This is a genomic window from Streptomyces sp. NPDC026500, from assembly GCF_055567635.1.
The window spans coordinates 39,981-62,402 of sequence record NZ_JBVHQB010000013.1 but is presented as its reverse complement, the minus strand read 5'-3'; the positions used below and the strand labels follow the sequence as shown (position 1 = coordinate 62,402).

Annotated in this window: 13 protein-coding genes; 6 read left to right on the top strand and 7 right to left on the bottom strand. The window is 70.3% G+C overall.

All coding sequences use genetic code 11. The features are described 5' to 3' along the window. Positions 1 to 338: 338 nt before the first annotated feature. Both ACZ4N5_RS23625 and ACZ4N5_RS23620 read left to right on the top strand, forming a co-directional pair. Complete coding sequence (locus ACZ4N5_RS23625; RefSeq protein ID WP_467759041.1) at positions 339 to 4,616, top strand: HAMP domain-containing protein; 4,278 nt, start codon at positions 339 to 341, stop codon at positions 4,614 to 4,616. Between the two features lie 102 nt (positions 4,617 to 4,718). Then, positions 4,719 to 7,136, top strand: a complete 2,418-nt coding sequence (locus ACZ4N5_RS23620; RefSeq protein ID WP_467759040.1) for a SpoIIE family protein phosphatase — start codon at positions 4,719 to 4,721, stop codon at positions 7,134 to 7,136. Between the two features lie 208 nt (positions 7,137 to 7,344). Here ACZ4N5_RS23620 and ACZ4N5_RS23615 read toward each other — a convergent pair whose 3' ends face one another. Both ACZ4N5_RS23615 and ACZ4N5_RS23610 read right to left on the bottom strand, forming a co-directional pair. After that, entirely contained in the window at positions 7,345 to 8,058 is a 714-nt protein-coding gene (locus ACZ4N5_RS23615; RefSeq protein WP_467759039.1) for an HAD family hydrolase, read from the bottom strand. Between the two features lie 101 nt (positions 8,059 to 8,159). Further along, positions 8,160 to 9,017 carry a DMT family transporter gene (locus ACZ4N5_RS23610; protein WP_467759038.1) on the bottom strand — a complete coding sequence of 286 codons (858 nt, stop codon included), beginning with the start codon at positions 9,015 to 9,017 and terminating at the stop codon, positions 8,160 to 8,162. Between the two features lie 305 nt (positions 9,018 to 9,322). On the opposite strand from ACZ4N5_RS23610, the gene ACZ4N5_RS23605 reads away from it, so the two are divergent. Continuing rightward, positions 9,323 to 10,201: an ANTAR domain-containing protein gene (locus tag ACZ4N5_RS23605; protein WP_467759037.1), complete on the top strand. Its 879-nt coding sequence runs from the start codon at positions 9,323 to 9,325 to the stop codon at positions 10,199 to 10,201. Positions 10,202 to 10,302: 101 nt separating this feature from the next. Here the strand turns inward: ACZ4N5_RS23605 and ACZ4N5_RS23600 are convergent, their stop codons facing one another. Further along, positions 10,303 to 12,027 (bottom strand): sulfite oxidase, encoded by a 1,725-nt coding sequence (locus ACZ4N5_RS23600; RefSeq protein WP_467759036.1) that lies wholly within the window; start codon positions 12,025 to 12,027, stop codon positions 10,303 to 10,305. A 287-nt stretch (positions 12,028 to 12,314) separates the two neighbouring features. Here ACZ4N5_RS23600 and ACZ4N5_RS23595 point away from each other — a divergent pair, with 287 nt between their 5' ends. Further along, positions 12,315 to 13,457, top strand: coding sequence for a PP2C family protein-serine/threonine phosphatase (locus ACZ4N5_RS23595; protein WP_467759035.1), 1,143 nt, complete (start codon positions 12,315 to 12,317; stop codon positions 13,455 to 13,457). Between the two features lie 45 nt (positions 13,458 to 13,502). Here the strand turns inward: ACZ4N5_RS23595 and kstD are convergent, their stop codons facing one another. Beyond that, a complete protein-coding gene (gene kstD, locus ACZ4N5_RS23590) occupies positions 13,503 to 15,302 on the bottom strand; it encodes a 3-oxosteroid 1-dehydrogenase (RefSeq protein ID WP_467759034.1) in 1,800 nt (599 codons plus the stop codon). Between the two features lie 250 nt (positions 15,303 to 15,552). Here kstD and ACZ4N5_RS23585 point away from each other — a divergent pair, with 250 nt between their 5' ends. After that, positions 15,553 to 17,196, top strand: coding sequence for a GMC oxidoreductase (locus ACZ4N5_RS23585; RefSeq protein ID WP_467759033.1), 1,644 nt, complete (start codon positions 15,553 to 15,555; stop codon positions 17,194 to 17,196). A gap of 64 nt (positions 17,197 to 17,260) precedes the next feature. Here ACZ4N5_RS23585 and ACZ4N5_RS23580 read toward each other — a convergent pair whose 3' ends face one another. Further along, positions 17,261 to 17,740 carry a carboxymuconolactone decarboxylase family protein gene (locus ACZ4N5_RS23580; RefSeq protein ID WP_467759210.1) on the bottom strand — a complete coding sequence of 160 codons (480 nt, stop codon included), beginning with the start codon at positions 17,738 to 17,740 and terminating at the stop codon, positions 17,261 to 17,263. 9 nt (positions 17,741 to 17,749) lie between these two features. After that, positions 17,750 to 18,823, bottom strand: a complete 1,074-nt coding sequence (locus tag ACZ4N5_RS23575; protein ID WP_467759032.1) for an NAD(P)H-dependent amine dehydrogenase family protein — start codon at positions 18,821 to 18,823, stop codon at positions 17,750 to 17,752. A gap of 247 nt (positions 18,824 to 19,070) precedes the next feature. Here ACZ4N5_RS23575 and ACZ4N5_RS23570 point away from each other — a divergent pair, with 247 nt between their 5' ends. Next, positions 19,071 to 19,691: an L-threonylcarbamoyladenylate synthase gene (locus ACZ4N5_RS23570; protein ID WP_467759031.1), complete on the top strand. Its 621-nt coding sequence runs from the start codon at positions 19,071 to 19,073 to the stop codon at positions 19,689 to 19,691. A 79-nt stretch (positions 19,692 to 19,770) separates the two neighbouring features. Here the strand turns inward: ACZ4N5_RS23570 and ACZ4N5_RS23565 are convergent, their stop codons facing one another. After that, complete coding sequence (locus ACZ4N5_RS23565) at positions 19,771 to 22,164, bottom strand: M4 family metallopeptidase (RefSeq protein WP_467759030.1); 2,394 nt, start codon at positions 22,162 to 22,164, stop codon at positions 19,771 to 19,773. Positions 22,165 to 22,422: the final 258 nt, after the last annotated feature.

Here is a 22,422-nt window from a genome sequence, read left to right as displayed (position 1 = left end):
CACGACCCGTACGACGGTCCCGTCACCCCCCTGGACTCCGGTCCGGAGCGGGTCGGCGGGACTTCGTGTGCGCGTCCGGGCGGAGCCGGACCAAAAGGGTTCTGTGTATCCCCTTCACTCGCGGTTATTCCTGTCACCGGCAAGATTTTTGGGCCGCCGAAGAGTTTGTCCTCACGCTTTGTTCACCACCTGCTTTCTGGGTTAGCCTGCGGCGTATTTTCTTATCGGGATGACCCGTGATCTGCGGGTATTCCACGGACAGGCGGGGGCGTCCGTGGGCCCGGCGCGGTTCCGAGTTCCGTGACACGGGACTCCAGGGGAGCGGAACGAGGGTGGCCATGACCAGGGCAGCGAGCGGGACGTCCGTACGGACACCGGGCGAGCAGGAGTTGCGTCAACTGCTGGCCGGCCTCACCGCCGTGCGCGACGGCGACTTCGGCACCCGGCTGCCCGACGAGACCGGTGGCCTGCTGGGCGACATCGCCACGGTGTTCAACGGCATGGTCGACCAGCTGTCGGTGTTCACCTCCGAGGTGACACGGGTGGCGCGCGAGGTGGGCACGGAGGGGACCCTCGGCGGCCAGGCGGAGGTGCCGGGCGTCTCCGGTACCTGGGCCGACCTCACCGACTCCGTCAACGCCATGGCGGGGAACCTGACCACGCAGGTCCGCGACATCGCGCAGGTGGCCACGGCCGTCGCCAAGGGCGACCTCTCCCAGAAGATCGACGTGCCCGCCCGCGGCGAGATCCTTCAGCTGAAGGAGACCGTCAACACGATGGTCGACCAACTGTCCGCGTTCGCCGACGAGGTCACCCGCGTCGCCCGCGAGGTCGGCACCGACGGACGTCTCGGCGGACAGGCCCAGGTTCCCGGCGTCGGCGGCGTCTGGCGCGATCTCACGGACTCCGTCAACTTCATGGCGGGCAACCTCACCGCCCAGGTCCGCAATGTCGCTCAGGTGACGACGGCGGTGGCCCAGGGCGACCTCTCCCAGAAGATCACCGTGGACGCGCGCGGCGAGATCCTGGAGCTGAAGAACACCATCAACACGATGGTCGACCAGCTGTCCGCGTTCGCCGACGAGGTCACCCGCGTCGCCCGCGAGGTCGGCACCGACGGACGTCTCGGCGGACAGGCCGACGTCAAGGGCGTCAAGGGCACCTGGCGCGACCTCACCGACTCCGTCAACTTCATGGCGGGCAACCTCACCGCCCAGGTCCGCTCGATCGCGCAGGTGGCCACCGCCGTCGCGAAGGGCGACCTCTCCCAGAAGATCACCGTGGACGCCCGCGGCGAGATCCTGGAGCTCAAGGAGACCATCAACACGATGGTCGAGCAGCTCTCGGCGTTCGCCGACGAGGTCACCCGCGTCGCCCGCGAGGTCGGCACAGCGGGCAACCTGGGCGGACAGGCCACGGTGCGGGGCGTCTCCGGCACGTGGAAGGACCTCACCGACAACGTCAACGTCATGGCGTCGAACCTGACCGGTCAGGTCCGCTCCATCGCGCAGGTGGCGACCGCCGTGGCCCGCGGCGACCTGTCGCAGAAGATCACCGTGGAGGCGAAGGGCGAGGTCGCCGCCCTGGCCGACGTCATCAACACCATGGTCGACACGCTGTCCGCGTTCGCCGACGAGGTCACCCGCGTCGCCCGCGAGGTCGGCACCGAGGGACGCCTCGGCGGCCAGGCGCACGTGCCCAACGTGGCGGGCACCTGGAAGGACCTCACCGACAACGTCAACTCGATGGCCAACAACCTCACCGGACAGGTGCGCAACATCGCCCTTGTGACGACGGCGGTGGCCAAGGGCGACCTGTCCAAGAAGATCGACGTCGACGCCCGCGGCGAGATCCTCGAACTCAAGACGACCATCAACACCATGGTCGACCAGCTCTCCGCCTTCGCCGCGGAGGTCACCCGTGTCGCCCGCGAGGTCGGCAGCGAGGGCAGGCTCGGCGGCCAGGCCGAGGTGGAGGGCGTCTCGGGCACCTGGAAGCGGCTGACCGAGAACGTGAACGAACTCGCCGGCAACCTCACGCGCCAGGTCCGCGCCATCGCCGAGGTCACCAGCGCCGTGGCCGAGGGCGACCTCACCCGGTCCATCACCGTGGAGGCCTCCGGCGAGGTCGCCGACCTGAAGGACAACATCAACTCCATGGTGGAGTCGCTGCGTGAGACCACGCGCGCCAACCAGGAGCAGGACTGGCTCAAGACGAATCTCGCCCGTATCTCCGGCCTGATGCAGGGCTACCGCGACCTGGACGTGGTGGCCGACCTCATCATGGACGAGCTCACCCCGCTGGTCACCGCACAATACGGCGCCTTCTATCTCGCCGAGGAGACCGCGAAGGGGACGGAGCTGCGGCTGGTCGGGTCGTACGGCTATCCCGACGAGGACGAGCGTCCCACCCGCATCCCGCTGGGCCGCTCACTCGTCGGGCAGGCCGCGCGCAGCCGTCGTGCCATCACGGTGGACGAGGTGCCGCCGGGCTACGTCACCATCTCCTCGGGGCTCGGACAGACGACGCCGACCGCTCTGGTGGTGCTCCCCATCGTGGTCGAGGAACAGGTGCTCGGTGTCATCGAGCTCGCCTCGGTCACCCGCTTCAAGCAGGGCCACCGGACCTTCCTCGAACAGCTGATGGAGACCATCGGCGTCAATGTCAGCACCATCGTGGCCAACGCACGCACCGATGAGCTGCTGGGCGAGTCGCAGCGACTGACCGCCGAACTCCAGGCGCGCTCCGAGGAGTTGCAGGTCCAGCAGGACGAACTCCAGCGCTCCAACGCCGAGCTGGAGGACAAGGCCTCACTGCTCGCGACCCAGAACCGCGACATCGAGGCGAAGAACCTCCAGATCGAACAGGCCCGGCAGGAACTCGAGGCACGGGCACAGCAGTTGTCGCTGGCGTCCAAGTACAAGTCCGAGTTCCTCGCCAACATGAGCCACGAACTGCGGACCCCGCTCAACAGCCTGCTCATCCTCGCCCAGCTGCTGGCGCAGAACCCCTCGCGCAATCTCACGCCGAAGCAGGTCGAATACGCCGGCATCATCCACTCCGCGGGCTCCGACCTGCTCCAGCTGATCAACGACATCCTCGACCTGTCGAAGGTCGAGGCCGGCAAGATGGACGTCACTCCCGAGCGGGTCCCGCTGCGCCAGCTCCTCGAGTACGTCGAGGCCACCTTCCGCCCGATGACCTCGCAGAAGAGCCTGGAGTTCACGGTCAGCACCGCTCCCGGGGCCCCGGTCGACCTTCTCACCGACGACTCCCGGCTGCGCCAGGTGCTGCGCAACCTGCTGTCGAACGCGGTCAAGTTCACCGAGCGGGGCCGTGTCGAGCTGCGGATCGAGCCGGCGGCCGACCAGGAGATCCCCCCGGGTGTACGGCGTGGCGGCACGGTCGCGGCCTTCCGGGTCAAGGACACCGGTATCGGCATTCCCGAGCAACAGCTGGAGACGATCTTCGGCGCGTTCCAGCAGGCCGACGGCACCACGAGCCGCAAGTACGGCGGGACCGGTCTGGGCCTGTCCATCACCCGGGAGATCGCCCACCTGCTCGGTGGGGCGGTCACCGTCGACAGCACCCCGGGACAGGGCAGTACGTTCACGCTCTTCCTGCCGGTCGCCCGGCCCGACTTCGAGGAGCTGCTGGCCGGCGGCCGTACGTCCGAGTCCGCGCCGGACGAGGGCGCCACGGCGCTCACCCGGCCGCGGCACGCCGTTACCGGTTCGATCGGCCTGCCCCGCCAGCGACGACGACGGCTGCTGGTCGTCGAGGAACGCCCGCGCGGCCTGCTGACGCTCGTGGCCGAGAGCGCGGTCGGGGATGTCGCCCGCAGCCGGGACGAGGGCGACGCGCGGGAGAGCGTCGACGTCATCACGGTCGTCGGGGCGCAGGAGGCGGCGAGCGCGCTGGCCGCGGAGCCGTGGCACTGCGTCGTGCTCGAACTCGGCATGCCGCAAGGGGAGACGGCCCGCTTCCTCGAAGCGGTGGAGGGCGACTCGGCCCTGGCGACCGTTCCCGTACTCGTCCACAACGGCAGCCGTGTCGACCTCGCGCAGGAGCAGGCGCTGCAGTCCCGCTCCGGGGCCCGGTCACTGGAATTCCTGTCCAGTCTGGACGAGTTGCGCGAGCGCATCGCACTGCATCTGTCCGCGGAACAGCCGGGCGACGTCGTCCCGCTGGTGCGCGCCGAGGAGGCGCGGAACCGGCCCGCGCAGCCGATCGACAACGCCTTCCAGGGCCGTACTGTGCTCGTCGTCGACGACGACGCCCGCAACCTCTTCGCGCTCAGCGGGATTCTGGAGCTCCACGGATTCCAGGTGCTGCACGCGGAGAACGGCAGGAAGGGCATCGAGACGCTGCTGAGCCGGCCCGAGGTCGCGCTGATCCTGATGGACGTGATGATGCCCGAGATGGACGGGTACACCGCGACCGCCGAGATCCGCAAGATGCCCCAGTACGCCGACCTGCCGATCATCGCGGTGACGGCGAAGGCCATGCCCGGCGACCGGGAGAAGAGCCTGCTGTCGGGTGCCAGCGACCATGTCACCAAGCCGGTCGACACCGACGACCTCATCGCCTGCGTCCGACGCTGGCTGGGGGCATGACATGGCAGTCGGCACCCACCACCACGGCCCGTCGGCGGGATTCCCGCCGCTGCCGCCCCTCCCCCGCCCTCCACAGGGTCCCCGCCGAGGAGCGGCCACACCGTGAACATCCCTGAGACAACCGACGCGAACGTCGCCGATTCCGGGGACACCGTCGCGGACGGCGAACAGACCGACGAACTCCCGGGCGAGGCCCGGACGTCTCCGGTGGGCCGACTGGCGGCCACGGTCGAACGGCTGCGCCGCGAGGTCCGCGCCGCCCAGGTGGAGGCCGACGGACGGGCCCTGATCGAGCTGGCCAAGGGCATCCTGGTCGAGCGGCTGGGATGCGGGCCGGCGCAAGCCGCGCGCCAGCTCGCCGAGTTGGCCGAACAGGCCAAGGTGCCGCCGCTCCAGCTCGCGGTCGAGATCATCAACCAGGCGGCCCACGACCGGCTTTCGGAGGTGACCAGCACGTTCCTCACCGTCACGGCGGAGCGGGCACCGCACGACGACGCCCCCGCCGTACGGCTGCGCGCGGCCGAGAGCGGCGCGCTGGCGGCCAACGACACCCAGGCGGTGGCCGATTCCCTGCTCCAGCACGCCCTGACCCCGCTCGGGGCCGTCGCCGTCGCCATCTGGGCCGCGGACGCCGACGGTTCGCTCTCCCTGGCGGGCAGCGCCGGATTCTCGGCGGCCGAGGCCAGACGCTGGCGTTACGTACCGCCGGGCGTGGCGACGATGGCGCGCCGCGCCCTGTCCGAACGTACCGCGCAGTGGGCGCACTCGCTGTCGGACACCGGACTGCCGTCCATCGGCCACGCGGAGCATCCGGACGGCGGACGGGTCGCGGTACCGGCCGGCTCCGGAGGCCGTATCCACGGCGTCCTGGAGATCGCCTGGCCGTCCGCCCTGGAACCTCAGCCCCCGCAGGTCGCCCGTCAGGTCGAGGCGCTGGCCGAGCTGTGCTCGCACACCCTGGAGACCCACACACTGCCCAACGACGGCCACGACGTGCGGGGAACGACGGATGTCTCCGAACTGATCGACCTGGTCGACGGGTTGCACGATCCGGCCCTCGTCCTGGTGCCCCACCTCGACGACCAAGGACGGCTCGCGGACTTCCGCATCCGTCATGTGAACGGACGCTTCCTCGATCCGGCCGGCAGACCCCGTGGCACCGTCCACGGGGCGCTGCTGCTGGAGGCCTATCCGATGGTCGCCGGGGACAGCGACCTCTTCCAGTGCATCGAGCGGGTGTACGCCACCGGGGAACCGTTCCGGGCGCGGCGGATGGATCTCACAGCACTGGTCGACCAGGTGCCGCTGTCGGCCGTGGCCGACATCAACGTCAGCCGGCACGGCAGAACCGTGCTGCTCATCTGGCGCATAGAGGACGAGACCGCGAGGCTGGCGAGTCTCCTCCAGCATGCCCAACGGCTCGGCAGGATCGGCGGCTTCGAGGAGAACCTGCTGACCGGCGAGATCATCTGGAACGAGACGCTCTTCGACCTGTACGGCCGCTCCCCCTCGGGCGCTCCCGTGCCGCTGGAGGAGCTGCCCGCGCACGCCCATCCGGACGACGCCGTCACGATCGGCCGCTTCCTGCGCACGGTCCTGCACCATCGCCGGCCGGGCACGGCCGCGTTCCGGCTGCAGCGTCCCGACGGCGTCACCCGGCACATCCGCCTGGTGGCCGAGCCGGTGCTCGACGCCGACGACCGGCTGTTCGTGGTCCGCGGGGCCTACCAGGACATCTCGGCGCAGCACTGGACCGAGGTCGCCCTGGCCGTCACACGTGACCAGCTGGCGCACACCGAGCAGCAGGCGCACGAGCGCAACCGGCTGACCCTTCAGCTGCAGCACGCGATCATGCCGCCGGCCCAGGCACCGTTGCGGGCGCCTGGTCTCGATGTGGCGGTTCGCTACCGGCCGGCGGAGACCGAACAGCTCGTCGGAGGCGACTGGTACGACGCCGTCGTCCTGCCTTCCGGCCTGGTCCTGCTGTGCGTCGGGGACGTGGCCGGTCACGGGATCGAGGCGGCGACCAGCATGGTGGTGCTGCGCAACGCGCTGCGCGGACTCGCCGTGACGGGCGCCGGACCCGGCCAGCTGCTGTCGTGGCTCAACATCGTGGCGCACCATCTGACGGGCGGGGTCACCGCCACCGCGGTCTGCGGGATCTACGATCCGCGCCGCCGCGTTCTGCGCTGGGCCAGGGCCGGACATCTGCCGCCCGTTCTGGTCCGGGACGCGGACGCCAACCCGCTTCCGCTCCTCAAGGGCATCCTGCTCGGCGCCGTCCCCGAGGCGACGTTCGAGGAGGACGAGGTGCAACTGGCCGTCCACGACACGCTGTTGATGTACACGGACGGTCTGATCGAACGGCGTGACCGCTCGGTGGAAGTGTCACTGCGCCAACTGCTCAACGCCGCCCGTACGACGTCCAGGACGCTGGACCATCAGCTCGACCGGCTCCTGACGTACAGCAGGTCCGACACCGACGACGACACCTGCATCGTCGGCATCCAGGTCCAGTAGGACGGGACGAACAGGGTCGGGCCGCGAGACGCACGAAATGCGGCCCCGCCGGCAGCCGGGGGGAGTGACTGCCTGCGGGGCCGTGCAGCTCGGGTTCGCCAGGGGGGTAGCTTCCTCGAGCTGTCTCAGGATGCTGCTGCCCCGGCTCCGGCGATGCATGCACACGGGTTTCCGGCCGGGATTCCCCTCGTATGGCCGAGTATTCGGCTCAGAAACGCTCACGCAGGGCCCGCAGCACCGGCTCCAAGGAGGCCACGATGAGCTCTGGGGGTACGCCGGCCTCGTGCAGCGGCCTCGCTCTGGCGGGGTTGCGGGCATGTCCGAGGAAGCGGACGCCGGCGCGGTGGGCCGCCGCGTGGTCGAAGGGAGTGCCGCCGATCATCAGCGAGGCTTCCGGCACCGCCCCCATCTCGTTCAGGGCTCGTTCCAGGATCGCCGGGGACGGATCGAGCAGGCTCAGGTCCGGCGTACGGCCGTATATGTGCGGAGCGAAGCAGGGCATGAGCCCTCTGGAGTCCAGGTACGTGGTGACGGTCCGGGCCGAGTTGTCGGTCGCCACGGCGAGCTTCGCCCCGACCGCCACCCAGGTGCGGATCAGCGGGTCCGCGTAGGCCGTCGGCATCGCGGTGCGAGCCGCCGTCAGCTCGAACCGGGTGAGACACTCTTCGAGTTCGGCCACCAGCTCGCTGCCGGGGCGACGTCGGGCCACCGCCGTCAGCGTGCCGTACGGATCTGTGCGGCCGCGCTCCTCCTCGGTGAGCACCGCGTACAGGCCCCGTTCCGTCAGCCACTCCGCCTGGGCCCGCGCGAAGACCTCCGACTTGTGCCGGGAGAACAGCTGGCAGATCGGGCCGTCGAAGCCGAAGAGGACATACCGCGTCCGCGCGACCAGTTCCCGAACGTTCTCGATCCGACTCGTCACCACCTTGGTCTGTCCAGTCCCGGCAGTCACTAAGCGAGCGAGTGTCGGCCAGTCGGTGTCCGTCGCTCGGGCTTCGGCACCGGCACCGGGCCGGCCGAGTGTCAATGGGCCATGTCCGCGAGGTGCGGTACCACCCGGGTCAAGCGCAGGACGCCCCACAGGACCACCCCGGCCCCGATCAGTTCGGGGAGCAGCCACCAGCCGGTGCGGATCGTCTCGTCGAAGAGGGTGACGCCGAGCAGCAGGCTCAGTGTCGCGTCGCCGATGGTCAGCGCGGGCTGCGAGGCGACCAGGGGGCCCGCCTGCAGGGCGTTCTCCAGCAGCAGGACGGCGGCGACCCCGGTCACGACGAATCCATAGGTCTGCCACACGCTGAGGAAGGCGACGAAGCCGTCGTCATCGAGCGTGCCCACGGCCGACTTCAGGAGCGCGGCGGTCAGCGCGTTGCTGATGGCCGACGCCGATCCCAGCACGGCGGCGCGGAACAGCGGCGGGCGGCCCGGACGGGCGACGGCGACCGCGACGGCCACGGTTCCCAGACACAGGATCAGTACCGGGATCCAGCGTTCCATGGCGGCGTCGGACCGTGCTCCCGAGGGAGCGGCCGCCAAGAGGACCAGACCGAGGCCGGCCACCACACCGGCGACGGCCCACCATCCCGCGCGGGGCAGGCGGCGGTGCAGCAACGGGATGGCGATCATCAGGGCGAAGGGCAGTTCCAGGATGAACAGGGGCTGCACCAGGGACAGCGGCCCGTTCGCCAGTGCCAGGGCCTGGAAGAGCGCGGCCCCGGCCACCCCGGCGATGCCGATGAGCCACGGGGGCTGCCGGGCCAGCTGGAGGATGAGCCGCAGTCCGCCGCCCTCGGCGACGCGGGAGGCCGCCTTGCGTTGGAATGCCGTGCCCATCGCGTTGCTGGCGGCCCCGAGCAGCGCGAACAGCACGGCCAGTCCTGTCACCCCTCCACCATGCCCCGGGACTGCGGGCCGGGCCTCCTCGGGCTCGCCGACCGGACGACGCGGGGCCGGGGCGGGCCCGTCGCGTCGCAGAGAGCTCGGCCGGATCTCGGCCGGATCTCTTGCGGAGCGGACGGCTCCCCGGGATAGGGTCGGCGCCAGTGCTTGGGAAGCAGGCACGCACCGCGTGATGTCCGCGGGCCGCGCGGTCGCGCGCCCCGGCCGTGCGGCGGCGGCCCGCACTGCCTTCCCGTGGGTATTCGGGCTGCTGGTGGAAACCGACGCCGTCAGTGAGGATGCCGTACACGATGAGCCAGGAGTCACAGCTCCCACCCGCCGCCGAGGGACGTGTCCCCGAGCCGGACGCGGACCCCGCCGGCCTGCGCCAGGAGATCGTCCGGTTGCGGGAACAGAACGCCGACCTGCAGGAGCGTCTGCACGCGCACCCGGCGATCTCGCTGGCCCAGGGCGTGCTGATGGAGCGCTACCGGCTGCCCGCGCCCGAGGCGTCGTTCACCCTGCTGCGCGACGCGTCGCAGCGGTTCAACATCAAGCTGCACACGTTGGCGGACGCGGTCGTACGGACCGGGCACAGCCCCGAGGGACCGGCCCGTGCCGCGGAACGCACCCGGACGCCCCCTCCCCCGCTGCCCGGCCTGCGGACCGCCGGGGCCGATCGCACGCACCAGGGCGAGGTGCTGAGCGCCGCCCTGCACCGGGTCCTGGACGTCACCCAGACCGGGATGGGCAACGTCCAGCTCGCGGAGGGAGGGCGGCTGCGGATGGTGCGGCACGTGGGTCTCGAGCGCGAGTTCACGAGTTTCTTCGCGTTCGTCGACTCGCCCACGACGTCGTGCGCCCAGGCCGCCGAGGACCGCCGACAGGTCACCGTCCGCGACGTGGCGACCGCCGAGGTCTTCGACGAGGGCTCGCGACACGTCATCCTGCGGGCGGGCAGCCGGGCCTGTCACAGCGTGCCCCTGGTCAACCGGGCCGGTGTGCCGATCGGCATGGCCTCCTCGCACCACGAGCGGCCGCTGCCCGGGTTCACCCGCGCCCAGCTCCGCGCCCTGGAGACCACCGGCCTCGTGGTGGGCCGCTGGCTCTCCTGGCACCGGCACACCGTCGTACTCGACGCGCTCGCCCATCTGCACACGGCGGCGACCGAGGAGCCCGCGGAGCCCTGAGCGCCGGAAGTCCGCCGTGTCCACCCTGTACGCCGTGTCCACCTGTCCGCTGCATCCACCGTGTCCGGCGGGAACGTGCCGGACACGGCTTTCGGTCGCCTTCAGTCGACGGTGACGACCACCGAGTGCCGGCCGTCGGCGCCGTCGGGAATGGTCCGGGTGCGTTTCTCGGTCTGTACGTGACCGGTGCGGTCGGTGGCCCGGACCGTGAGGGTGTGGCCACCGCTGGTGGCCCGCCAGGGGAAGGACCACTGCCGCCAGGTGTCGACGGTGTCCTCGGCCGCCAGCCGGGCCTCCTGCCAGCGCCCGTCGTCGACCCGCACCTCGACCTTGTCGATCCCGCGGTGCTGGGCCCAGGCGACCCCGGCGACCATGACGGTGCCCGCCCTGGGCCGCGCGAACGGCTTGGGTGTGTCGATACGGGACTGGGTCTTCACCGAAGCCCTGCGCGCCCACTTCCGCTTCACCCAGTACGGGTCGTACGCGTCGAAGGTGGTCAGCTCGATTTCCTTGATCCACTTACACGCCGACACATAGCCGTACAGCCCGGGTACGAGCATCCGCACCGGAAAGCCGTGCTCGAACGGGAGCGGCCGGCCGTTCATCCCCACGGCCAGCAGAGCGTCACGGCCGTCCATCACGTCGTCCACGGGGCTGCCGATCGTCATCCCGTCGACAGAGCGCGCCACCAGCTGATCGGCCGGGCCGCCCGTGGACGGCGGTCGCACCCCGCACTCGGCGAGCAGGTCGGCCAGGCGCACTCCGATCCAGCGGGCGTTGCCCACGTAGGGGCCGCCGACCTCGTTGGACACACAGGTGAGCGTGATGTCCCGCTCGATCAGCTCGCGCCGCAGCAGTCCGTCGAGGGTCAGGGTCATGGGGCGGGTCACGCCCTTGCCGTGGATCCTCAGCCGCCAGCCGGTGGCGTCCACCTTGGGGACCACCAGGGCGGTGTCCACCCGGTAGAAGTCGGCGTTCGCTGTCACGAAGGGGCTGACGCCGGGCACACGAACCTGCGCCCCCCTGGGAATCGGCGCGGCCTGGGACGCCACGACGGGCAGCACGAGGTCCGAGCGGGAGGCGACGGCGTTCTGGCCACGGGAGCCGTTCAGCGACCGGCCCAGTGCCGCGGCCCCGGCCGATGCCGCGGCGGCCGCGGTGGCGGCCACGATGAAGCCGCGCCGGTCCCAGCCGGACAGCGGCTCGCTCGACGTGGTGGCCGGGACGGCAGGCCCGTCGGCCGTCCCGGGGGCGTCCGCGGCGGCCTCGGAATCCGGCGCGTGATTCGGCGCGGACGCCGACTCGGAATCCGGCAACACCTCCGGCGCGACATCCGGCGCGGAGGGTGCGGGCCGGGCGGTGACGAGCCGGCCGGTCAGGACGTGCAGGAGCAGTGCGCCGCACAGCGCTCCAGCCACCGACGGCAGGGCGTCGGTCCAGCTCGTGGAATCGGGGCGGTTGATCGCGGCGGCACCGCCGATCACACCGAACAGCAGCACTCCCAGCGCGCCCGCGCGGCGATGGCGCACCGCGAGCACGCCGAGCACACAGGCGAACAGCGCGAGGACGACGAGGATCCCGAGTTGGAGAACGAGCTTGTCGTTCGTGCCGAAGTGACGAATCGCCCAGTCCTTCACCCCAGGCGGTGTGCGGTCGATCGCGGCGCCGCCGACCGCCACGACCGGGCCCGCTTCGGGTCGTACGAACGCGGACACCAACTGGGCGACGGCGAGGGCGGCGAACCCGGCGAGAAGCCCGCTCAGGGCGCCGAGCGCGTTCCGTACCCAAGTCGCCGGGGCATGCACGTAGTTCTGTCCTGTCGTCACGGTCGGAATCCGGATCCGGGGGTCCGGCGGATTGGTCGCTCACCCGATCCGGTGAACTCTCGCCCCGGAGCAATCCGTGCGGGGCTTCGAAAGGCCGTACCCGACCCGCGCTGATCGGGCCGCCCGCCGAGACAGCCAGGACGGCGGTGGGATGAATCGCCGTCGACGGGCATCCGGCCTGTGGAGCCCGGTCAGCCCCGTCCCCGTGGTGGCGGGGCTCTGCGCGGGCCGATCGGAATGCGCTGCGGCACGGAATGGGGGAGCGTGGTGGCTGAAGGAGGAGTGCCATGGCCACGAAGGCCGCGCCCGGTCGGCGTGACGACCACCGGGGATGGCTGCGCGGCTCGCCCCCTCCGCGCTGGGTGCGGCTGCTGCCGCCGGTCCTGCTGGTAGGGGTCTGCGTCGGTGAGCTCGTGAGCAGTCATTCACTGGACATCGGCTTTCTGCTGGGCGCCATTCCCTCCCTGGCCGTCCTCTCCTACGGGCCTCTGGCGACGGCCGGCTTCGGCGCGATCGTCGTCTTCCTGCTGACCATCCCCGCCCTGCAGCTCAACCGTCCGGGCAACGCGGACCTCCTCACCATCAGTTTCATCGCCGTGCTCAGCGTCTTCGTGGCCCTCGTCCGCAGCCGCAGGGACGCGCATCTGGTCACCGTGCGGTCGGTGGCGGAGGCCGCCCAGCTCGCGGTTCTGCCGCCGCTGCCCGACCGTGTCGGTCCGGTCCGCTGCGCGGGGCTGTACCGGGCCGCGCAGCGGGAGACGCTGGTCGGTGGTGACTTCTTCGACGTACGCGACGGGCCCTTCGGGGTCCGGGCCGTGATGGGTGACGTACAGGGACACGGGCTGTCGGCCGTGGGGACGGTCGCCTCGCTTCTCGGGGCGTTCCGGGAAACGGTGCTGGACCAGCGCGATCTGGAGGCGGCCGCGGCCCGGCTCGATCGCAGGCTGGTGGTGGACTCCGCGGCGGTCGATCACGCCGAGTTGTTCGCCACCGCGCTGCTCCTGGAGTTCCCACCCGGCACCGACACGGTGCGGCTGGTGTCCTGCGGGCACCCCTACCCACTGCTGTTGCGCGGCACGAAGGCCGTCGAACTCGACACCGAGCCGGGGTCCCCGCTGGGGCTGGGGTTCTTCGAGCTGTCCCCGCCGCACGTGCGCACCGTCGACCTGGAGCCCGGCGATCGGCTGTTCGTGGCGTCGGACGGCGTGAGTGAGAGCCGGGATCAGGCCGGCGCCTTCTACCCGTTGCCGGATCGGCTGGCCGCGTTCGCCGAGGAGCCCCCGGACGAGCTCATCGACTGCGTGTGGCAGGACCTCGTCGAGTTCTGCCCCTCGATCCGCGACGACGTCTCCATCCTCGTCCTGACGCCACGGCTCCGCAGCGACGAGAACGGCGACAGCGACAGCAAGGGTGACGGCAAGAGTGGCTGACGGCTTGGGGCGGGGCCGGGTCGGTGGTCCCGCCCTCCGTCTCCGTCAGGTCGCCGCGATGTCCAGTGCCGCGACGTACCCGAACGTCATCGCGGGACCGATCGTCGAGCCCGCTCCCGCGTAGCTGTGGCCCATGACGGCCGCGCTGGCGTTGCCCGCCGCGTACAGGCCGGGTATCAACGTGCCGTCCGCGCGCAGGACGCGTGCGCGGGCGTCCGTGCGCAGGCCGCCCTTGGTGCCCAGGTCGCCGGGGACGATCCTCAGGGCGTAGTACGGCGGGAGCCACAGGGGGGCGAGACAGGAATTGGGGAGGACGGCGGGGTCCGTGTAGTAGTGGTCGTAGACGCTGACGCCGCGGTGGAAGTCCGTGTCCGTGCCGCTCAGGGCCAGGCTGTTGAAGCGGCTGACGGTGGTGCGCAGGGCGGCCGCGGGGACGCCGATCCGGCCGGCGAGGTCGTCCAGGGTCCACGCCTTGCAGGCGGCGCCGGAGGTGTACCAGGAGTCGGGGAACGTGAAGGTCGGCGCGATGTCCTTGAACAGGTAGCGGTTGCGGTAGTTCTGGTCGACGACCAGCCACGCCGGGATGTCCGGAGCGCTCGGGTTGCGGTCGTACATGGTGTGCACGACATCGCTGTAGGGCCCGGCCTCGTTGACGAAGCGTGCTCCGGCGGCGTTGACCAGCAGGCCGCCGGGCAGCGTGCGTTCGGCGAGGCAGAAGTAGGGCTGGTCGGGCAGCGGGATGGCCGGGCCCCACCACGCGTCGTCCATCAGGTCGAGCGCCGCACCGGCACGTCGGCCCGCCTGGATGCCGTCGCCGGTGTTCTCCTTGGCGCCCACGGTCCAGGCGGTCCCGATGGGCTGCCGCTGGAATTCGGCGCGCATGGCGGCGTTGTGCTCGAAGCCGCCGGAGCCGACGATGACCCCGCGCCGGGCCCTGACCAGTCCGGACGCGCCGTTCCGGGTGACCACGGCGCCGGTGACGGCACCGCCTTCCACGAACAGGTCGGTCAGCGGGGTGTTCAGCCAGACCGGGACCTGGGCGGCGAGCAGGCCCGCGCGCAGTCCGGCCGCGAGCGACTGGCCCATGGTCAGCGGCTTCTGGCCGAGCAGCGCCGCGTTGGTGCCCCGGGCCAGGCACTCCGTGGCGACGGCCGCGCCCTTCGCGCTCACCGCGGCGAGGGTGAGCCACTTGTAGTCGGCGCTGAAGACGACCATGCCGGCCGGGACCGCCATGTACGCCGGATTCAGGTGGGCGAGTTCGGCGCCGAGGATGTTGCCGTCGAGCTGGTCGGGCTCCATGGAGCGGCCGCCCGGGAGGCCGCCGGGGAGCTCCGGGTAGTAGTCGCTGTACCCCTCCATCCAGCGGAAGCGCAGCGGGCTGTTGGCCATCACGAAGGAGATCATGGCCGGTCCGTTGCCCAGGAAGGCCTGGCGCCGGTCGGCGGAGACGTCCGGGCCGACCACGGCCGCGAGGTAGGCGGCGGCCTTCGCCGGGGTGTCGGGGACGCCTGCGGCGAGGATCACGGGGTTGTTGGGGATCCAGATGCCCGCGCCGGAGCGTGCCGCCGAGCCGCCGAAGGTGGGCGCCTTCTCCAGGACGACGCAGCTCAGTCCGTGTTTCGCGGCGGTCAGGGCCGCGGTCATCCCGGCGGCTCCCGAGCCGACCACGACGACGTCGTACGTGCCGAGCAGGGGCAGGTCGGCCGCCTCGGCGGCTTCGGCTCCGGCCGCTCCGGTGGCGAGTGCGAGCGAGGCGGCCGTCGCCGCGCCGAGGACCCGGCGCCGTGACGGGCCGGGTGCCGAGAAGGAGTCGGTACGTCTGGCGGGGTCGGCGCTCGGGGACATGGCAGGGCGCTCCAGCAGGGCGAGGGAATGGGGAGGCGTTCCGTGTTCCGGGAGCCGACAGGCCCCCGCCGTACGGGTTCTGATGCAGCGTCAGAAATGTCGCGCGAGGGTCTTGTGAAGTCAAGAGCAAGCGGATCAGACCTCGCCGATCACCCCAAGATCGGACACAAGTTACCAACCGGTATGTAGTGACTTAACAAGCCAGTAACAGTAGAACCTGTTCCCACTCATCGAGAGTGAGGAGTGTCACATGGGTGACATCAACCAGCACAACGAGGATTCCAGAGGTGTCTCGCGCCGACGATTCATTGCTGGAACAGGTTCTATTCTTGGAGCAGTGACCCTCGCCGGCCGCGCCGTCGCGGCCCCGGCTCAGATCGCCACGGCGGCCTCGTCGATCCCTTCCGGAGCACACGTCCCCGTCCTGGTGATCGGCACCGGATACGGCGGCTCGGTCGCCGCCCTGCGCCTCGCCCAGGCGGGCGTCGACGTGCAGATGGTCGAGATGGGCATGGCCTGGGACACCCCGGGATCGGACGGCAAGATCTTCGCCAACACGACCAGCCCGGACTACCGTTCGTACTGGCTGCGCACCAGAACCAAGCAGCCGCTCAGCAACTTCCTCGGCTTCCCCATCGACAAGGACGTACCCCGCTACACCGGGATCCTGGACGCCGAGGAGATGGGCCAGATCATCGTGTACCAGGGCCGTGGCGTCGGCGGCGGATCGCTGGTCAACGGAGGCATGGCGGTCACCCCCAAACGGGAGAACTTCGGCGCCATCCTCCCGTCGGTGAACGCCGACGAGATGTACGCGACCTACTATCCGCGCGCCAACGCCGCGCTCGGCGTCGGTCTCGTCGACCCGGGGTGGTTCGACACCACGGACTGCTACCAGTACGCACGGGTCGGCCGTAAGCAGGCCCAGCGTTCCGGTTTCCCGTTCGTCTTCGTGCCCGACGTGTACGACTGGAACTACATGAAACAGGAGGCCGCGGGCACCGCCACCAAGTCGGCGCTCGCCGGGGAGATCCTCTACGGCAACAACTACGGGAAGAAGTCCCTCCAGAAGACCTATCTCGCCCAGGCCGCGGCCACCGGCCGGGTCACCGTCTCACCGCTGCACAAGGTCACTTCGGTCTCGCCCGCGTCCGGCGGCGGCTACACCGTCCTGATCGACCAGCTCAACACCAACGGCGACGCCACGGCCTCCAAGACGGTGACCGCGGACCGGGTGTTCTTCGCGGCCGGAAGCGTCGGAACCAGCAAGCTCCTGGTCAAACTGAAGGCAACCGGCGCACTGCCCGGCCTCAACGGCGAGATCGGCAAGGGCTGGGGCGACAACGGCAACGTCATGTGCGGCCGGGCCAACCAGCTGTGGGATCCGACCGGCTCGCTCCAGGCCAGCATTCCCTGCGGCGGCATCGACAACTGGACCGCCGGCGGCGCGTTCGCCGAGGTCGCGCCCCTGCCCACCGGAATCGAGACCTTCGCGTCCTTCTACCTGTCCATCACCAAGAACCCGAACCGCGCCCAGTTCTCCTGGAACGCCGCCACCGGCTCCGTCGACCTCAACTGGCAGACCGCCTGGAAGCAGCCCGCCATCGACATGGCCAAGTCGATCTTCGACAAGATCAACGCGAAGGAGGGGACGATCTACCGGACCGATCTCTTCGGCGTGTACAAGATCTGGGGCGACCACCTCACCTACCACCCGCTCGGCGGTGCCGTGCTCAACAAGGCCACCGACAACTACGGCCGCCTGCAGGGCTATTCGGGCCTGTACGTCATCGACGGCGCGCTGATTCCCGGCAACACCAGCGTCAATCCGTTCGTCACCATCACGGCCCTCGCCGAACGCAACATCGAGAACATCATCGCCGTGGACCTCTAACGAGCCGGGCCGTCCGGCCCCGACTCGCCCGGTGGGCCGGATTCGCCGAGCGGCCCGGATCCGCTCAATGGGTCGGCAGCACGCACACGGCGTCCAGGCCCAGGACATGGTTGAGCCGGCCGAACGCCAGCCAGGAGCCGATGCTCATGGTCAGCTCCACGATCTCCCGCTGGCTGTACAGCGCGGTCATCCGTGTCCAGAACTCCTCGTCCAGGCCGTGGTGGTCCAGGGCGTACCGCTCGGCGTACTCGGCGGCCAGCCGTGTCCGGTCGTCGAATGTGTCGGCGGTACGCCACTGGGTCACCGCGTCCGCGAACGCCTCCTCGACCTTGTGGCCCTCCCGCTCCGTACGCCAGTCGAGGCAGAACCGGCACCCGTTGATCTGCGCGATGCGCAGGCGGGCGGCCTCGAACTCGCGCAGGCCCAGCGTCGTGTGCTCGTACACCGACAGGGAGAAGTTCGCCGCGGCCATGCCGATGCCGGGCACCATCTCGCCCCACACGTATCCGATCGGTTCCTGTCCCTCGGGGATGTCGATGCGCAGGGTCATGGGTCACTTCCTTCCGAGTCGGCCGACTGCGGGGCGCAGCGGGACATCGAGTGCGTCGTAGAGCCCTGGTTCCGCGTCCACCAGCCAGTCGATGGCGCCGACCAGGCGGCCGACCGCGGTCGCGTTCCCGCCGGCCGAGCGGTTCTCGCCCTCGTCGGTGGCCGCGACGGTGACCTCGATGCGCGGGCGGCCCTCGATGATCACGCGGTGGGCGCCGTCCCCGTCGGGCGGCGTCGGCCAGTCCGGAGCGCATGACGCGTGGATACGGGTGACGTGCTCGATGACGATCCGGGGCTCTCCCCCGACGATCCCCAGCACCTCGAAGCGCACGGCGCCCTGGGTGCCGGCCGCGAACTCGCCCATGGTGCGGGTGTTCACCGTCTCCTTGAGCGGGCGCCGCTCCAACGTCTCGCGGATGTCGTCGAGTTCGACGCCGAGGGCCCGCGCCATGAGCCGTATCTGGCCGCCCCACACCATGGTCGGGATCGACGGGGCGAGCATCAGCGGCTCGCAGTCCATCGGCTGCCCCATGCCGACCAAGTACCGTACGGACTCCTCCTGTTCGTACGTGGAGTAGTCGAAGATCTCCTGGCAGCGGATGGCGTCGACCGTGCTGCCGAGACCGCTGATCAGCAGGGGCAGGACGTCGTTGCCCCAGCCCGGATCGACTCCTGAGACGAACAGGGAGCCGCCGCCGTCCGCGATGGCGGCGAGCATCGGGTCCCGGAACTCCGGCGGGGCGTTGCGCTGGTCGTAGAGCGGATAGAGGGCGGGCGTGACGACCACCGCACCGGCCCGGATCGCCCTGCCGATGTCGGCGAGGGCCTCATCGGGGCGGATGTCACCGGTGGCCGCGTAGACCACGGCTCCGGGGCCCGCGGCCAGGACGGCGTCGATGTCGTCGCTCGCCGCGACGCCGAGGCCGTGGTCGAGCCCGGCGAGTTCGCCCGCGTCGCGGCCGACCTTGCCGGGGTCGTGGACGAGCACGGCCCCGAGTTTCAGCATCGGGTGGGCCTCGACGGCGCGGATGGCCGCGCGGCCGACATTGCCGGTACCCCAGACCACCGTGGAAATCATGCGGCGGAGGGTAGCGAGACGACCTCGAGGTTCCTATAGCCGTGACCGGGGAAAAGAATCCGGGCGCGAAACCACCGGTGGAAATGTCCCCGGACGACCGACGGGACGCCGGTGCCGGTACTGGCGGACGGTGCCGGTACTCGTGGCCGGTGCCGGGGCTCGTGGCCGGTGCCGGGGCTCGGTCCGTCCGGAGGTGACCGGGTGCGGCTCGGCGGGTCACATCGGGGTCACCCCCTAAGCTCGAAGCATGGCCAAGTACTTCGACGTTCACCCGGAGAACCCGCAGCGGCGCATCATCAGCCAGGTGGCGGAGATCGTCCGCAGCGGCGGGCTGATCGTCTACCCGACGGATTCCTGCTTCGCCCTCGGCTGCGCGCTCGGCAACCGGGACGGGATCGACCGCATCCGCTCGATCCGCCAGCTCGACGAACGGCACCACTTCACGCTGATGTGCGAGGACTTCGCGCAGCTGGGGCACTTCGTACGGATCGACAACACGGTCTTCCGCACGGTGAAGGCGGCGACTCCCGGCAGTTACACCTTCATCCTGCCGGCCACGAAGGAGGCTCCCCGCAGGCTGCTGCACCCGAAGAAGAAGACCGTCGGGGTGCGGATCCCGGACCATGTCGTCGCCCAGGCGATCCTCGCCGAACTCGGCGAACCGCTCCTGTCGAGCACCCTGCTCCTGCCGGAGGAGGACAAGCCGCTGACCCAGGGCTGGGAGATCAAGGACCGCCTCGATCACGTGGTGGACGCCGTCATCGACTCCGGCGACTGCGGCACCGAGCCGACGACCGTCATCGACTTCTCCGGCGCCGAGCCCGAGTTCGTACGCATCGGAGCGGGTGACCCCTCCCGGTTCGAGTAGGGCCCGGAACGGCGTGCGACGTGGGTCCTCCGAGAGGACCCACGTCGCGGCCGTTGTGGGGGGATGGGGGGACTGCCGGTCAGCTGGTCGTCAGGGCCGTGTCATCCACGACGAAGCTGGTCTGCAGCGAGGAGTCCTCGACGCCGCTGAACTTGAGCGCGACGGTCGAACCGGCGAAGGAGGACAGGTCGAAGCTCTTCTGCGCGTAGCCGGTGGCCTTGTTGAGGTTGGAGTAGGTCGCCAGCGTGGTCGATCCGGCCGTGACCGTCAGCTTGTCGTACGCGGAGCTGGTGGTCGTCTCGGCGGTGTCGATGTGCAGGTAGAACGTCAGCGTGGCCTTGCAGCCGCTGGGGACGGCCACCGACTGGGACAGCGTGTCGGTGTGGGTCGAGCCGTAGCCGTCCAGCCACGCCTTGTAGGAGCCGCCGTGGGCCGCCTCGCCGGTGTCGGTCGTGATGACCCCGCTGGACGCGGTCCAGGTGGTGTTGCCCGACTCGAAGCCGGGGTTGCCGAGCAGCTGCGCCGAGGTGCAGGTGCCGCCGCCGCCCGAGGTACTGACCGTCCAGGTGAAGGACGCGGTGCCAGTCGCGCCGGTACTGTCCGTCACGGTGACGGTCGTGCTGTACGTCCCCGCGGTGGTCGGCGTGCCGGTGATGGCGCCCGTCGAGCTGTTGATCGACAGACCGGTCGGCAGACCGGACGCGGCGTAGGTCAGGGAGCCGCTGTTGGTGCTGCTGGCCGAGACCTGCAGGCTCACCGCGGTGCCGACGGTGGAGGACTGGCTGCCCGGGTTGGTCACGGTCACACCGCTCGTCGGCGGGGTGACATGGCTGCCGACGGCGATGCCGGCGAACGCGTTCGCCACGCCCGCGTACTGGGCGGAGCTGGCGCCGTACAGCGCCGTCGCGGCGTTCAGCGCGGCGGTACGGGCACCCGCGTAGTTGGTGCTCGACGTCATGTACGTCGTCAGCGCCTTGTACCAGATCTGCAGGGCCGCGGCCCTGCCGATACCCGCGACGGCCACGCCGTCGGAGGTCGAGCTGTTGTAGGTGACGCCGTTGATGACCTTGCTGCCACTGCCCTCGGAGAGCAGGTAGAACATGTGGTTCGCGGGGCCCGAGGAGTAGTGGACGTCCAGGTTGCCGACACCGGAGTACCAACTGTCGGCGGAGCTGCCGTCCTTGCTCGGCTTGTCCATGTAACGCAGCGGCGTGCCGTCGCCGTTGATGTTGATCTTCTCGCCGATGAGGTAGTCGCCCACGTCGGTCGAGTTGTTGGCGTAGAACTCGACACCGGTGCCGAAGATGTCGGAGGTCGCCTCGTTCAGACCGCCGGACTCACCGGTGTAGTTCAGACCCGCGGTGTTGGAGGTGACACCGTGGCTCATCTCGTGGCCCGCGACGTCCAGCGAGGTCAGCGCGTGGGTGCTGCTGGTGCCGTCGCCGTACGTCATGCAGAAGCAGCTGTCGTCCCAGAAGGCGTTGACGTACGCCGTGCTGTAGTGGACGCGGGAGTAGGCGGCGACGCCGTCGTTCTTGATGCCGCTGCGGCCGAAGGTGTTCTTGTAGAAGTCCCAGGTCATCTGGGCCCCGTACGCGGCGTCCGCGCCGGCCGTCTGGGTGTTGGAGCCCGCGCCGGTGCCCCAGACGTCGTCGGCGTCGGTCATCAGGGTGCCGGTGCCGGAGGTGCCGTTGTTCAGCGAGTACGTCTTGTGGCCGCCTCGGGTGGAGTCGGTCAGCTGGTACGTCGAGCCGGACAACGTGGTGTTCAGCGTGACCGCGCCGCTGTACTGGGTGTTGCCGGTGCCGGTCTCGATGCCCTCGTACCGCGTGAGTTCCTTGCCGGTGGTGGCATCCGTGATGACGTGCAGCTTGCTCGGCGTGCCGTCGTCCTGGAGGCCGCTGATCACGGTCTCCCAGGCGAGCCTGGGGGTGCCGGTACCGGCCCAGATGACCTTGCGGGCGCTGTCGGTGGCGGGCTTCTCCGCCTTGAGCGACTTGGCCGCCTTGAGCGCCTGGGCCCCGGCAGCGGACTTGGTGACGGCCGGGGTGGTGCTCGCGACCTTGATGGTGTGCTTGTTGTTGAAGGTCGTGCTGACCGTGCCGGTGGCCTGCGAGGCCGGCGGGGTGTGGACGACGATGTCACCGCCGAGCACCGGGAGGCCGGCGTAGGTGCGCTCGTAACGGGTGTGCAGGGTGCCGTCGTTGTCCTTGACGACGTCCTTGACGACCAGCTTCTCCTTCGGGCCGAGGCCGAGGGTGCCGGCAATCGCCGTGGTCTGCTTCGATGCCTTCGTCAGCAGCGCCACGTGCTGGGCCGGGGTGAGCTTGGCCTCAAGGCCCCCGGTGCGCAGGGGGGTTGTGTGGGGGGCGGGCTTGGCGACTGCCGGGACCGTCTGTATACCGACGGCCAGGAATGCGGCGGTGGCCACCAAGGCTCCGGCCGCGGTCGCCTGACGGGGGAAACGTCTCACTCGTACTCCTACTGCTTCGGCCGCGGTCGGCGGCCGGTGACAGACCGGGCAGACGGGATGTGCTGTCCGGGAAGAGCTGAGCAGGGGCGTGCGGGAACGCGACTGAGGGCAGGCGTGGGGCACCTGCCGTACAGGTGGAGGAAGGATCGCACTCTTGACCCAGGCATGACATGCGCTTGCTGCCAATCGAGGGTTATCCCTACGACCGCGCGCCGAAACCCCTGCCGTGTGCCCTGCTCCCCGGGTGACAACGCCGAC